This is a genomic window from Imperialibacter roseus, assembly GCF_032999765.1.
In the GTDB taxonomy this organism is placed as follows: domain Bacteria; phylum Bacteroidota; class Bacteroidia; order Cytophagales; family Cyclobacteriaceae; genus Imperialibacter; species Imperialibacter roseus.
In genome coordinates this window covers 1,806,128-1,817,959 of record NZ_CP136051.1, presented here as the reverse complement: position 1 = coordinate 1,817,959, position 11,832 = coordinate 1,806,128, and the positions used below count along the sequence as shown (strand labels likewise).

At 48.0% G+C, this 11,832-nt stretch carries 11 protein-coding genes; 8 read left to right on the top strand and 3 right to left on the bottom strand.

Going from position 1 to position 11,832, the window contains the following annotated elements:
- Positions 1 to 25 precede the first annotated feature (25 nt).
- The gene (locus tag RT717_RS07840; RefSeq protein ID WP_317487721.1) at positions 26 to 1,234 is read left to right on the top strand and encodes an IS256 family transposase; all 1,209 of its coding nucleotides are present in this window, start codon (positions 26 to 28) and stop codon (positions 1,232 to 1,234) included.
- A gap of 158 nt (positions 1,235 to 1,392) precedes the next feature.
- Positions 1,393 to 2,121, top strand: a complete 729-nt coding sequence (locus RT717_RS07835; RefSeq protein ID WP_317491181.1) for a YecA family protein — start codon at positions 1,393 to 1,395, stop codon at positions 2,119 to 2,121.
- A 470-nt stretch (positions 2,122 to 2,591) separates the two neighbouring features.
- On the opposite strand, the gene RT717_RS07830 is transcribed toward RT717_RS07835, so the two are convergent.
- Positions 2,592 to 3,575 (bottom strand): LamG domain-containing protein, encoded by a 984-nt coding sequence (locus RT717_RS07830; RefSeq protein ID WP_317491180.1) that lies wholly within the window; start codon positions 3,573 to 3,575, stop codon positions 2,592 to 2,594.
- A 211-nt stretch (positions 3,576 to 3,786) separates the two neighbouring features.
- On the opposite strand from RT717_RS07830, the gene RT717_RS07825 reads away from it, so the two are divergent.
- The 4 genes from RT717_RS07825 to RT717_RS07810 all read left to right on the top strand — a co-directional run bounded on the left by RT717_RS07825 (position 3,787) and on the right by RT717_RS07810 (position 7,458).
- Positions 3,787 to 4,713, top strand: coding sequence for a 5-dehydro-4-deoxyglucarate dehydratase (locus RT717_RS07825; RefSeq protein ID WP_317491179.1), 927 nt, complete (start codon positions 3,787 to 3,789; stop codon positions 4,711 to 4,713).
- Positions 4,714 to 4,802: 89 nt separating this feature from the next.
- Positions 4,803 to 6,035, top strand: coding sequence for an endo-1,4-beta-xylanase (locus RT717_RS07820; RefSeq protein WP_317491178.1), 1,233 nt, complete (start codon positions 4,803 to 4,805; stop codon positions 6,033 to 6,035).
- Between the two features lie 85 nt (positions 6,036 to 6,120).
- A complete protein-coding gene (gene truA / locus RT717_RS07815; protein ID WP_317491177.1) occupies positions 6,121 to 6,918 on the top strand; it encodes a tRNA pseudouridine(38-40) synthase TruA in 798 nt (265 codons plus the stop codon).
- A gap of 168 nt (positions 6,919 to 7,086) precedes the next feature.
- The gene (locus RT717_RS07810; RefSeq protein WP_317491176.1) at positions 7,087 to 7,458 is read left to right on the top strand and encodes a DUF7009 family protein; all 372 of its coding nucleotides are present in this window, start codon (positions 7,087 to 7,089) and stop codon (positions 7,456 to 7,458) included.
- On the opposite strand, the gene RT717_RS07805 is transcribed toward RT717_RS07810, so the two are convergent.
- Together RT717_RS07805 and cobA are read right to left on the bottom strand one after the other, a co-directional pair.
- On the bottom strand, positions 7,455 to 8,048 hold the full coding sequence (locus RT717_RS07805; RefSeq protein WP_317491175.1) for a DUF4202 domain-containing protein: 594 nt from the start codon (positions 8,046 to 8,048) through the stop codon (positions 7,455 to 7,457). The two genes, RT717_RS07810 and RT717_RS07805, sit on opposite strands and share 4 nt — an antisense overlap.
- The gene (gene cobA, locus RT717_RS07800) at positions 8,045 to 8,824 is read right to left on the bottom strand and encodes a uroporphyrinogen-III C-methyltransferase (protein WP_317492348.1); all 780 of its coding nucleotides are present in this window, start codon (positions 8,822 to 8,824) and stop codon (positions 8,045 to 8,047) included. The genes RT717_RS07805 and cobA overlap by 4 nt, the downstream gene beginning before the upstream one ends.
- A gap of 89 nt (positions 8,825 to 8,913) precedes the next feature.
- Between cobA and nirB the strand changes: the two genes are divergently transcribed.
- Together nirB and nirD are read left to right on the top strand one after the other, a co-directional pair.
- Complete coding sequence (gene nirB / locus RT717_RS07795) at positions 8,914 to 11,403, top strand: nitrite reductase large subunit NirB (protein WP_317491174.1); 2,490 nt, start codon at positions 8,914 to 8,916, stop codon at positions 11,401 to 11,403.
- A 41-nt stretch (positions 11,404 to 11,444) separates the two neighbouring features.
- Positions 11,445 to 11,813, top strand: a complete 369-nt coding sequence (gene nirD / locus RT717_RS07790) for a nitrite reductase small subunit NirD (RefSeq protein ID WP_317491173.1) — start codon at positions 11,445 to 11,447, stop codon at positions 11,811 to 11,813.
- Positions 11,814 to 11,832: the final 19 nt, after the last annotated feature.

The following is an 11,832-nucleotide window of genomic DNA, read 5'->3' as shown; positions in this document are numbered from 1 at the left end:
AGTAAAAATCGATAACTTGATATAAATGGAAAAAGGAAAATTTGACTATGAGACCTTCAAGAAGAGCGCTACTCAGCGGCTCAAGCAAGGAGACAGCCTGTTAGGCAAAGAAGGTGTCTTCACTCCATTACTTAAGGAATTTCTTGAAGAAGCTCTTTCGGGTGAGCTGGATGCTCATCTGGACGAGGAAGTGCCTAATCGCAAGAATGGTAAGGGCAGTAAGGTTTTGAAAACGAGTCTGGGCAATGTCGAGATAGACACGCCCAGGGATCGCAATGGTACCTTCGATCCAGAGATGGTTCCCAAGCGCCAGCGAACCTTAGGTGTTGACCTGGACAGGCAAATACTAGCCCTGTATGCCCGTGGCGCCAGCTATGGTGATATCAGCGATCATTTACAGGAAATGTATGGCCTAGACGTGTCTACCGCCACCATAAGCCGTGTAACAGACAAGATACTACCTCTGGTGCAAGAGTGGCGCAGCAGGCCTCTGGAGTCGGTCTATCCCTTTGTTTGGCTGGATGCTATTCACTACAAAGTTCGTCATGAAGGCAGGGTACTCAATCGTGCAGTGTATTGTATGATTGGATTGAATCAGGAGGGCTACAAAGAGCTTCTGGGCATGTATATCAATGAAAATGAGGGCTCTAAGTTCTGGTTGCAGGTGCTTACAGATCTGCAGAACCGTGGTGTTGAAGACATCTTCATTGCTAGCATAGATAACCTGACAGGCTTTGCTGATGCCATAGAGTCAATCTTCCCTAATACTGAGGTACAGCTGTGTGTGGTGCATCAAATCCGTAACTCTCAGAAGTACTTGTCCTACAAAGACCTCAAGGCATTTATGAAGGATCTTAAGCCCGTCTATCAGGCTTCCACCAAAGAGTTAGCAGAGAGACAGCTGGATCAGCTAGCTGCTGTCTGGGGCAGCAAATACCCTAAAGTGATCGACTCCTGGAGAAAGAACTGGGCCAGGCTTTCCTGCTACTTCCAATACTCCAAAGAGATCAGGCGTATCATCTATACCACCAATATCATTGAAGGGTTTTACAGACAGATACGCAACGTAACCAAGAGCAAAGGAGCCTTTACTTCTGAAGATGCTTTGATGAAACTGCTGTTCCTGGCTCAGGAGAATATCTGTTCAAAGTGGAACAGACCAGTACACAACTGGAACCAGACTTTAGCTCAACTTTCCATTATCTTTGGAGACAGACTGAAGCTTAATATTTAAAGACTGACACAGTTAATGTAATACTACCATCACTGCTTGAAAAAAATGATACAGCCCCTTACCCTCTTGTCTTAACAATCTTCGATTTAGATTTAATTCTATTTTACCTGAATAGCCCCTATGATCTATTCTATTATGTGAGGCAAAGAATCAATCTGATGGATCACTATCATTCCGACGAAGAAATGCATTTTTTGGGCTTTCATCTTCTGCAGAAATTATGGAAAAATCCAGAATACGATCATGTGTTGATTGACCGTGAATACGGGCAACTGATTGACAGAAATTATTACCCTCACAAACTCGGCATCGAGACTTCATCTCAAACTGATAAAGTTAGAAACAAATGGAAAAATGAATTCTTTGATGATCTAATCTATCAAATTGACGATTTCAACTTCCCAAAAAAGACCGACGTAATATTTCATCTTCTCGATTGGTCTGAAGTGTCAAGGGACAACTTGACCAATCAACTGCGGCTTACTAAAGAAAAAACCCAGCTAGATGGAAAGACTCATAATTTTACTTTAATGTCAGGACCCGAGCGATCAACTCATGGGTTAACCTTCATTTCTTGGCACAATAATAATCTCGAAGAGCTACAGGAAAGACTTTACCTTCATAGCAGAGGTAGAAAATATAAAAGCAGAGCTAATGTCTGGATTGGAATTGGTTGCCTCAAGGATAGTGGAAGGACTATTGATGCTATTGCTTTCAATAATGAAAAATGGCAATATGATGAGGAACTAGAAGGCTACGTCAAAACTCTATTTGACGGCATAAATGAAGGAAAGACTATCAAATTCAATAAGAAAATAGGACGAAATGAGTACTGCCCATGTGGAAGTGGCATTAAGTATAAAAAATGCTGCGGCAGAGCTGCGTAAAGCCTGAACCTCTTCCCTTTTAAACCGCTGAGCTAAGCCACCAAATGTCAGCGCAATGCCTCGCAAGTCCAACCAGCAAAGCCAGCTAAAAGCACTGAACGCTGGTGCAATGCCTTTGGCTTGCACAACTTCTTCCCCACCCCCTGCCCAACCCGGGCAAATCCAAAACAAGCTTGCGGCAGCTTTGCCCAGGCTGGGCAAAAGCACTGCAAGTCTGCGGCGGGCTATTCAAGTAGTCAGTGCAGCTGTCGGTAAATTGTATAGCCTTTTTCCACTTCAAGAATACCCCTTCGCAAATTAACGACTGGATGTAATCACCATATCGACAGAAGCTTTGAAATAGATAAAGCTATCTATCCAAAGGTTCTGGTGCATATCTTCACGCACTCGTTACTCCCCTCCGCCTGTTTCGTGAGACACGAACCAAGGCGAAGGCTGCGAAGATACCCAGCTGAAACAGTTTTAGACACCTACTTCAATTGCTCTATATGGCTTGCCTCATGCAGCTTCAATATCTCCTCATCCGTCAGCGCTCTATCAAATACCGCCAGGCCGCCAAAATAGCCAATGGTGGCTTCCTTCAGCATGGAGCCCACTGCGTAGCGTGCCCCGACCGTAAAAGCTGAACCACCGTCGGGCTTGGTTTGACCGTGCAGCGTTTCATCGTAGCAGAATATGCCCCGCCCATGATAGTAGGGATTCATGCCCCGGTTGCCACCACCAGGCCCTTCCTGCATAAAGTAGGGGTCCTCCCTTTTGTCGCTGGCAGGGTCTGGCATTCTTTCTTCAAACACCCCATCGATATACGCTTTGATGTATTTCCCGTCGTACGTAAAAGCCAGGGTGCACCAGCGTTCCTCTGGCACTTCCTGTTTGGTAGCAGCATAGTCGGCACACCAGGGGAATTTGGTGCTGTCGGCCCGCATGGTAACGCCGCCTTCGGCAGAAATGTGAGGCACGAGCTGTCTTGGCCCGCCGTAGGTAGGCATGTTCATCAGCATGGCATACTGCCGGGTGCCTGTGTCATCATCTTTTCCTTTCCCTTCGCTCCACATGCCAGCAATGGTGCGGCTCTGCTCAAGGTCATGAATCTTCACAACTGCAAACATGGATACCTGCGCATTGGGCCCACAGATGTTGAGGTCGCCGGTTTCCTGATAAGGAATGCTCAGGTATTGCCTGCCATCGAGGTAGGCCGAGTAACCTGAAAAAGGCCCGACATCGGCCCGGGCAATGGGCCCACCCACTTCCGATAGCGAGTGTGTTTGGCTGCCTCCCACCGACACACGCTGCTCCCCGGGTTCTTCGCCGAAAGTCCAGAAGGCCACCAAATCGGGGGTACTGAGGAAAATAGATAAGTCGCCGACAGGCCCTTTGCTGCACGCAGTTGACAGGAACAAAATGACAAGGGAAACTGAAATCGGGTAATGGTGCATCGACAGATATTTTCTCATGGTGAGTGCAAATGACAGTTAAAAAAGAAGTCTAACTATTTTAGAGAAAATTAGCAATCTCTTTTTTGCAGGCTGTCCAAAACAGAGATTGGTTTGCCGGGGAATAACTCAAGAGCTTGCTACTGGCGCTCAAACAGATGCAACTAACCACTTTGTGCATCAAACCCAAATGATCTCTATATTAGCCTCCAGTATTTGAAACCTACTTCACATGTCACTCACCCTCACCCAAATAAAAGCTTCCCTTGAAGACGGCCTCCTCTCCTTTCCTATCACCGATATGGATGAAAAAGGCCAGTTCAACCCCGCTACCTACGCCTCCCGCCTCGACTGGTTTGTGACACACAAGGTGTCGTCTATCTTCGTAGCCGGCGGAACTGGCGAATTCTTCTCCCTCTCGGAGCAGGAGTACAAAAAGATCGTGGAAGTAACTGCCGAAACCGTGCAGGCCAAAGTACCCATGATCTCCAGCGTGGGCCGTAGCATCCCGGAAGCCATTGCCTTTGCCAAAATAGCCGAAAAAGCTGGTATGAGTGCACTGCTGCTGATGCCTCCCTACCTCACCGAGTGCCCGAAAGACGGCTGTTATGAGTACGCCAAGGCCATTATGGACAACACCAGCCTACCTGTCATTTATTACAACCGGGCCAATGGCGTGCTTTCTGCCGACTACATCCAAAAGCTGGCCGACAACTGCGACAACTTCATCGGCCTGAAAGACGGCACTGGCAACATGCAGGAGCTTAATGACACCATCAAATCGGTAGGCAGCCGCTTGTCGTATATTGGGGGCGTACCTACAGCGGAGATTATTGCTGAGGCTTACCTTTCCATAGGAGTTAATACTTACTCATCGGCAGTCTTCAATTTCGTACCCGAGCTGGCTAACCTTTTCTACAAAAGCCTGAGAGCTGGCGATAAAGAAACGGTCGCCAAAATCACTAGAGAATTCTACATTCCATTTGTGCGGCTTCGATCCAAAAAGAATGGGTACGCCGTCAGCCTGATCAAAGCAGGTGCAAAGCTCATTGGCCGAAATGCTGGTGATGTAAGAGCACCACTGACGATGCCCACTGCCGAGGAATCAAAAACACTGGCAACACTCATTCACCAGTCGAAAGCGATTTTGGCCGGGTAGCAAATTACATTGTACCTGACAGATGAATGGGGTAACTTGTTGTAGTCATCGAAATTTCAGCTTCGCCATCAACAAACACTCTGTCAATTATGAATTCATCGAATAAACTGCGGCTGCCTGCTCTTTCTTGTCTGGCAATTGTTCTACAGTTGACCTTTTTTTCTTATGCTCTGGCGCAATACCCCGGCATCGAAAAAGACATTGCTGCCAATCGTAAGGGCCAGCTAGTCATCAAAGCAAAGCCAGGCGACAAGGTCACTGTAGAGCAACTAAGCCACGACTTCTGGTTTGGCGCTGCCATTGGCAACGGCATAGTAGGCGGGTGGTCAGAAGCAGACAAAAAGACCTACAAAGAGAAGTTTCTGGAAAACTTCAACTCAGCAGTCACCGAAAACGCAGTGAAGTGGCTCAGCATGGAGAGGGAGAAAGGCAATGTTAACTATGCAACAATTGACACGATTCTAAGCTTCACCGAAGCAAACAATATCCCTTTGAGGGCACACAATCTTTTTTGGGGCATCGAGAAATTCGTGCAGCCATGGGTAAAAGAGATGAATGACGAGGAGTTGAGACAAACACTTCAAACCCGGGCCGAAACGGTTACTGCTAAATACAAAGGGCGGTTCGTGGAGTATGACCTGAACAATGAAATGATCCACGGCAACTACTACGAAGATCGGCTTGGATCCGACATTACCAAACAGATGGCACAATGGGCCCGCAACGGCGATCCTGACATCAAGCTCTTTTTGAACGACTACGACATCCTTACCGGCAAGCGACTGGATGACTACATGGCACAAATTCGCTTTCTGCTGAAGCAGGGAGTGCCACTTGCCGGCATTGGTGTGCAGGGGCATCTGCATACCGACACTTTCGACCGGGCAGAGCTGAAACGGTGCCTGGATTCGCTTGCTATTTTCAATTTACCTATCCGTATTACGGAATTTAATATGCCCGGCCAACGCTCGAAATACTTAAGTGACAATCCGCCAGTAATGACACCGGCACAGGAGTTGGAGAGAGCAAAAGAGATGGCCGACTACTACCGGATCTGTTTTGCTCACCCGGCAGTTGAGGGTATATTGATGTGGGGATTCTGGGAAGGCAATAACTGGATCAAAGCTTCCTCGCTTTACAAACGTGACTGGTCGCCTACCCCAGCGCTTGAAGCCTATCAAAACCTGATTTTCAAAGAATGGTGGACAAAAGCTTCAGGAGTTGCTAATAAAAAAGGAGAATATGCCGTTTCTGCTTTCTACGGTAAATACAAAATAACCATCAACGGCGTATCAAAAGAGGTAAACTTCACTGGACAATAGAACCAATCACTCCATTTACAAGAATGCCCTGGCAATAGATCGATTGAAACTCGCTTACTTTGAAGCATTATAAGCGAACGACTGAATGATCTATTTCTTGCATATTGGCTTTGACGGCAGCAACTACCACGGCTGGCAATGGCAACCCAGAGCCACCAGCGTACAGGAAACAATAGAAAAAGCCCTGCATAAGATTTTTAAAGCCCCTGTGACTGTGTATGGTTGCGGGCGCACCGACAGTGGCGTGCATGCCAGTCAGTACATGATGCACATCGACATTGAGCACAACGTTGACTTTGACCTGAAGTTTCGGCTCAACAAAAACCTGCCGGAAGACATTACAGTGTATGAGGTGCTGGAAATGGAAGAAGGCCGGCACAGCAGGTACGATGCAAACTCCAGAACCTACGATTACTTTATCCATTTGTACGAAGATCCGGTGCTGCACAAGTACAGCTCCTGCTATAACAGACTGCGTGATCTTGACTATGAGTCGATGCAAAAGGCAGCGGCCATACTGCCCTTTTATAGCGATTTCAGGCCAGTTTGCAAACGGCCCGACGACTACAAACACACCCATTGCAAGGTAACCGACGCCAGGCTGTATGTTAGTCACGATGGACAACGCATGCGATTTACCATCACTGCCGATCGCTTTCTCAGGAGCATGGTGCGGCTTTTGGTCGCCTATCTGCTGAAAATAGGTACCAGAAAGTTAAGCTTCGAAGAGTTTGAAAATATCCTGAAAAACACAATAGTAGTACCCAACATGATTCTCGCAATGCCCAACGGACTTTACCTCTCCAGGGTAGAGTACCCCTATTTGAAAATTACACCCAGGGAAGACTTCAGCAGCTTTTTGAAGGTGGGGCTAGGTGACTAAATGGTCGTGGCTTAAATGCGCCACGGCCTTTTTTATTGGCCTTTCTGCTCTCTACCACGCATCCATAGAACTTTCACGGTTTCAAAAGGCACAAGTCGTAGGAATTGATGAACCAGGCTCGATAAGATTCTAAGTATTTTTTCGTACTTTTGAGTATAAAGTTGGACAATGAAGTTAAGAACAAGGGGCAATTCGATCCGGCTGAGGCTGGAACAGCATGAGATCAAAAACTTGGTGACACAAGGTGCTGTTACTGAGTCTGTCGCATTTGCTCCCGATCAGTCGTTCAAATACACCCTGGCCACCAGCGATAACGGAGAGTTCTCCAGCAAGTATCAGAATGGTGAAATAAGAATTGAGATTCCCTTGGGCCTGGTCAAAGCCTGGTCTGAGTCCGAAGAAGAGGGCGTGTATCAAACCCTCAATGCCAATACCGACTTTGAAATGAAGCTTGCGGTTGAAAAAGACTTTCAATGCCTGCACAAAAGGCCCGATGAAGATGAAAGTGGCCTGTTTCCTAACCCAAAAGCAGGTAATTAAGCTCCCAGCGCCTTTTTAACAAGAGCAGTCACACTCTCGGGCAACTCCATGGATAGTGCCCACTGATGACACCTATCAGTCATTTTTCCCCATGTCTTTTGCAAAATATCTATGACTTTGGCCTCTTCATGCTGGCCTGCAAAGTCTGCAGCATAGTATTTTAAAAACACCAGGCATACAACGTCTTCCAGGGTGGCTATCTCTCCCTCCTGCTTCACACCTTTTTTAATAATCAGGTTCCTCACGATATCAATGTCGGTTTGAGGGAATCCTCTCTTTTCCATAATGCCCGACAACTGATCGGCATGGTACAGCTTAAGCTTGCTTCTCCACTTCAGGTAGCCCGGTCTGTCCATCGGGAAGCTGTTTCTCGGACTGTTCCAACGGCCAATGTGCTGGCCTCTTGCTGCAATTTGCAACTGCACACTGGCGTGAGGGGCAAACCAGTGCAGCATTTCAGTCATTCGTACGCTGTAGAGCAACTCGGTAGGATATGGCTTGCCATCGACCTCTACAAGCCTTGGGTCTTCCTTGTTTACGCTGTCGATATCTGCCAGCGCAAGGTTCAGTCTTTCTTCTTCTGAAATCATGTTCTTTGTATCTCGGCCGCGGCCAGCTGAGATTTTATCAATTGCAAAGCACTCGCCACCACTTTACCTACAACAATGATAGCAGGAGTTTCAATTCCCTGCACCATCGATTCCTTATAAATAGAACTTGCAGGCGCAAAAAGCTTCCTTTCATCCTGCTGGCTACCCTTGCTTATCACTGCCATGACTTCAGAATAGCCTCTGTGTGTAGAAACCAGCTGCGCTATTTCGTTCAGCTTGCTCACTCCCATTAGAATGATCACGGTGCCTTTGCCAGCCACAGCCCATTGCAACTCTTCAGTCAGACTTCCGTCGCTTGCCGTCGCAGTCACAATTGTAATCCCTGCATTCACGCCTCTTACAGACAGCGGAATGCCTGCCAAGGGTGCCACAGCAAAAGCACTGCTGATGCCGGGGACGTATGACACCTCCAAACCATGACTCACAGCATATTCCATCTCTTCAAAGCCTCTGCCAAACACAAACGGGTCACCTCCTTTGAGCCGAACCACCGTTCCACACTTTCTGGCGTATCGCACAATCATCTTATTAATATAGTACTGCTGCACATGGTGGAGCCCCTTTCGCTTGCCCACAAAAACGTGCTGTGCGTTTGGTGCATACTCCGTGAGCAGTTCTTCATTGGCCAGGGCATCATACAATACAACATCAGCCGACTGGAGTGCCTTGGTTGCCTTCACGGTAATTAGCTCAATGTCGCCCGGGCCAGCGCCTACCAGGATGAGCTTGGGAGTCTTTTTATTGCCTGAAACCATGTTTTTCAAAGTTTTGATATTTTTTACGTAGTAAATCTAGCATTACTTAATTTAATTTAAGTATTTTTACGTAATTAATTTACGTAGTTATGATAGACGTACTTGTAATTGGAAATGGCATGGTGGGCTACAAGTTTTGCGAAAAGCTTGTAAACAAAGCTCCCGAGGGATTCAAAATCACCGTTTTTGGCGAGGAGCCAAGTCCTGCCTACGACAGGGTTCATTTAAGTGAGTACTTCGCTCACAAGTCAGTAGAGCCACTACTAATGGCTCCAAGGCAGTGGTATGAGGAGAATGCGATAGAACTCATTACCAGTGAAATGGTGGTCAGCATCAACAGAGAAGCCAAAAGTATCACCACACACAAAGGGAGGACCTTCAACTACGACAAGCTCGTACTAGCCACTGGCTCTACTCCTTTCGTGCCGCCTATTGAAGGTTCCAATAAATCGGGCGTTTTTGTCTACCGGACAGTAGAAGACCTGGATGCCATGGAAACCTATAGCAAAAACGCCAAAACCTCAGCTGTATTAGGCGGTGGGTTGCTTGGGCTTGAAGCTGCCAAAGCCGCCGTGGACATGGGGCTGGAGGCGCATGTGATAGAGTTTGCTCCCAGGTTGATGCCGAGGCAATTGGATGAAGCTGGATCCGATATGCTCCAAGCCACACTGGAGTCAATGGGCCTTCATATCCATTTAAGCAAATCTACCGCAAGCATCGACGGCGATGAAGCGATGACATCCATGACCTTCACGGATGGGGCTGCGCTTGAGGCTGAAATGCTCATCATTTCCTGCGGTATACGGCCGAGAGACGAGCTGGCCAATGAATCCGGCCTTGAAAAAGGAGAAAGGGGCGGCATCAAAATCGATGAATTAACGCTGACCAGTGACTGCGATATATATGCCATCGGCGAAGTGGCTTCCTACAAAGGCATGACCTACGGGCTGGTGGCTCCTGGCTACGATATGGCTACTGTGGCTGTCGAGCACCTGACAGGCGCTGATACGAAAGGATTTACTGGGGCGGATATGTCAACCAAGTTAAAGTTGATCGGTGTGGACGTGGCAAGCTTTGGCGATGCCCTTGACGAGGGAAAGCAATACAAGTCCATCGTGTTTGAAGACAAGAACGCAGGCATCTACAAGCGTGTGAATATTTCCAAAGATGGAAAGAAACTCATGGGAGGCATTCTGGTGGGCGACGCCAGCAATTACAACATGCTGTTTCAGATGATGTTGAACGATATGACCCTGCCGCCACATCCCGAAGACCTGGTGATGGACACCAGCCGCCAGGGTGCTGCTGCTGGAAACACAGTGGATATGCTACCTGAAGGTGCTCAGATTTGCTCTTGCGAAAATGTGACCAAGGGAGCGCTTGTTCAGGCGATTGAAGGCGACGGTGTAGAGCAATTTGCAGCATTGAAAACATGCACCAAAGCTGGCACTGGGTGTGGAGCTTGCAGTCCGATGGTCAACGATATATTGACCGCCACGCTTAAGAAAATGGGCAAAAAGGTGAGAAAGGTACTTTGCGAGCACTTTGCCTACACAAGGCAGGAGCTCTTCGATTTGGTGAAGCTCAACAATATCCATTCCTTCGACCAGCTGATCAATGATTATGGCAAAGGACATGGCTGCGAAACCTGCAAACCTGCCGTTGCTTCGATACTTGCCAGCGCCTGGAACGGCCTCATTCTCAAGCAAGACACCATTCAGGACACCAACGACCGCTTTTTAGCCAATATCCAGAAAGGTGGCACTTACTCTGTTATTCCAAGGATAGCGGGTGGAGAAATCACCCCGGAAAAGCTCATTGTGATCGGCGAGGTAGCTAAAAAATATGACTTGTATGCTAAAATAACCGGCGGTCAGCGCATCGACTTACTTGGTGCAAGAATTGACCAGCTGCCTGAAATCTGGGAAGAGCTGATCAACGCCGGCTTCGAGAGTGGCCACGCTTACGGCAAAGCTCTTCGTACCGTGAAAAGCTGCGTAGGCAGTTCATGGTGCCGCTATGGCCTGCACGATTCAGTAAGCTTTGCGATCAGAATTGAAGAGAGGTACAAAGGCCTTAGAGCGCCCCACAAAATAAAAAGTGCCGTGTCGGGCTGCCGGAGAGAATGCGCAGAAGCGCTCAGCAAAGACTTCGGCATCATCGCCACTGAGAAAGGCTGGAACCTATACGTTGGCGGCAATGGTGGAGCGAACCCACAACATGCCGTGCTTTTGGCGGGGGATATCGACGAAGAAACGTGCATTGCCTATATCGACAGGTTCCTGATGTTTTACATCAAAACTGCTGAGCCGCTTAACCGCACGGCCACATGGATGAACAAACTGGAAGGAGGCCTGGACTACCTGAAGCAAGTGGTGGTGGAAGACTCACTTGGCATGGGCAAACAGCTGGAAGCCGAAATGCAGTTGCTGGTGGAGGCTTATGCCTGTGAGTGGAAAGAAGTGGTAAACAATCCGGCTTTGAGAGCCCGGTTCAAACACTTTGTGAACAGCCCCGAGGCAGATCCCTCACTCAAATTTGACAAGCAAAGAGCTCAGAAAGTGCCCGTAGGGTGGTAGCACCTTGCCCCGTAACTCAACTTCATAAAAACGACAAATAAATGACTCCAAAAGAACATACTTCCCAAACACTGACCGACACTGTTAACTGGCACCTGGCCGCCAGGGTTGAGGACTTCCCTGAAAACGGAGGGGCCTGCGTATACGTGGAAGGCAAACAGATCGCCGTTTTCAATTTTTCCGCCAGAAATGAATGGTATGCCTGTCAGAATATGTGCCCACATAAGCAGCAAATGATTCTGAGCCGTGGAATGATCGGTTCGCAGGCAGAAGAGCCCAAAGTGGCCTGCCCTTTTCACAAAAAAACCTTCTCATTGTCGACTGGCAAAAGCCTCAATGGCGATACCTGCGACATCGACACCTACCCAATCCGGGTGGAGGAAGGCGTTGTTTACATAGGTTTGTCCTAAATTAGGGCAGCAGTTGTCG

Bases quoted from the DNA above. Each gene is read 5' to 3' on its own strand.
- truA (WP_317491177.1), top strand. From the start codon at position 6,121: ATGATCTATTTCTTGCATATTGGCTTTGACGGCAGCAACTACCACGGC.
- RT717_RS07825 (WP_317491179.1), top strand. From the start codon at position 3,787: ATGTCACTCACCCTCACCCAAATAAAAGCTTCCCTTGAAGACGGCCTC.
- RT717_RS07810 (WP_317491176.1), top strand. From the start codon at position 7,087: ATGAAGTTAAGAACAAGGGGCAATTCGATCCGGCTGAGGCTGGAACAG.
- cobA (WP_317492348.1), bottom strand. From the start codon at position 8,824: ATGGTTTCAGGCAATAAAAAGACTCCCAAGCTCATCCTGGTAGGCGCT.
- RT717_RS07820 (WP_317491178.1), top strand. From the start codon at position 4,803: ATGAATTCATCGAATAAACTGCGGCTGCCTGCTCTTTCTTGTCTGGCA.
- RT717_RS07830 (WP_317491180.1), bottom strand. From the start codon at position 3,575: ATGAGAAAATATCTGTCGATGCACCATTACCCGATTTCAGTTTCCCTT.
- RT717_RS07835 (WP_317491181.1), top strand. From the start codon at position 1,393: ATGGATCACTATCATTCCGACGAAGAAATGCATTTTTTGGGCTTTCAT.
- nirB (WP_317491174.1), top strand. From the start codon at position 8,914: ATGATAGACGTACTTGTAATTGGAAATGGCATGGTGGGCTACAAGTTT.
- RT717_RS07805 (WP_317491175.1), bottom strand. From the start codon at position 8,048: ATGATTTCAGAAGAAGAAAGACTGAACCTTGCGCTGGCAGATATCGAC.
- RT717_RS07840 (WP_317487721.1), top strand. From the start codon at position 26: ATGGAAAAAGGAAAATTTGACTATGAGACCTTCAAGAAGAGCGCTACT.
- nirD (WP_317491173.1), top strand. From the start codon at position 11,445: ATGACTCCAAAAGAACATACTTCCCAAACACTGACCGACACTGTTAAC.